We start from the raw sequence: 1575 nt of genomic DNA on the forward strand, positions 1-1575 counted from the left end.
GCTGATATGGCTGTCAGCAGTCAAGAGAAAAGACTTTTCTCTGCCCCTTTTTTTCAAGAGGTTGCTGTTTTTTGTTTATTCCCCCAGGGCACAGGTAGAGGCGGGATCTTGTTGCGACGTTTGATCACTCTGATATGCGCGGATTGGTTACCGCATGACTTGTTTTCATCGCGGAGCTGCCTCGCTCTAATGTCGGAAGTTCGGCCGTGGCCTTATTCGCATAGCCTTTTCGAGGGTTCTCCTGAACGTGATCGCGCCTCTGGCTGTGCCCTGGGGTATTTGTTAATTTGAACCTTTTTGGTCTCCTTATTGTTTTTGTTTTATTAATGTGATCTTTGAAACTATTTCTGTTTATTTTTCCGGCTGCATCTGTTGGGCGATTGCCCACATGAAGGCTGAAAGTTCGCGGGCCGTGGCTGTAGCGACCTTGTTGCGGGTTTTGCCTCTTGCCATAAGGCGCCTGAACCTGCCGCAGAGCCGAACCTGTGCTTTCCAGGCAGTCTGTCGAATTTGTTGAGGCAAGCCCTCAAGCCGCCTCAACAGCATACAAGATTCCCGCGGTGGATAGCTGTAGGCTTGAGCAGCCTCGGTAAGTGCCCGTCGGACATGACCGTTGCCGGTTTTGGTGATACTTCCACGGTGTTTGCTGGGTCCAGTTGAGTGTTCGCTGGGAACCAATCCCAGATAGGCCATCAACTGCTTTGGCTTTGAAAAACGGGTAAGGTCACCAAGCTCGGCAAGGGTGGTGGAAGCGACAACCAGCGATACGCCTCTGAGGGCCTGGAGCGCTTTGACCATCGGGGCAAGGTGCCAATGAGGGATCAGCTCGCGGATCTGGTCGTTGAGGCGTTGGACGCGCTCAAAGTTTTCATGGGTCGCATGGATGTATTCCTGGAGGATGATCTGCTGGGCACGATGTGGCATTTTGATTCCTGCGATCCAGTTCCAGTGGGCTTTACTCCAGTAGGATTTCCCGCTGTAGCGGTGACCGTAACGGAGCAAAAAGGCCAGGAGCTGCTGTCTGGCAACGCGCAGTGCTTTGACCGCGTCTTCACGGCCGCGGGTCAGATCCCGCATCGCTTCGTCTTCTTCGGTGGGAACATAAACCGGCGTTAAATCCCCTGAACGGTGCAACCGGGCGAGGCTCAAGGCATCTCGGCGGTCATTTTTGATCCGATCCCCACTTTTGCGGGGGATCTTTGATGGAGCTGCCACGATGCAGTCGAAACCTTTATTTGTCAAAGAACGGTACAGACCATAACCACATGGGCCGGCTTCGTAGACGAAGCGAAGTGTTGAGCCTTTACTCTGGAGTTTACGAACAACTTTGTGTACGGCATCGAGGTCGCCATCGATTTTTCCGTAGAAGCGAACCTCGCCATCGCGATCGTAATCAGCCAACGCAATGTCGATAGAATTTTTATGAACATCAAGACCGACAAAAATGGTATTCTCTTTTTCTTTCATGACCTGCCTCCTTGGTTATGGCTCTGTGTTGTGGGTTTTTGTTACCAACATAATCCACGTTTGCAAGGGGCAGGTCACCTATTTTCTAGGGACAGCCATTATGTCTAA

Annotated in this window: 1 protein-coding gene; it reads right to left on the reverse strand. The window is 51.7% G+C overall.

Annotation, left to right across the window (positions count from 1 at the left end):
* Positions 1–351 precede the first annotated feature (351 nt).
* Positions 352–1467: an IS110 family transposase gene (locus tag NWF04_10830; GenBank protein ID MCW4007059.1), complete on the reverse strand. Its 1116-nt coding sequence runs from the start codon at positions 1465–1467 to the stop codon at positions 352–354.
* Positions 1468–1575 lie beyond the last annotated feature (108 nt).

This window comes from Candidatus Bathyarchaeota archaeon (genome assembly GCA_026014465.1).
Classification (GTDB): Archaea; Thermoproteota; Bathyarchaeia; order Bathyarchaeales; family Bathycorpusculaceae; genus JADGNF01.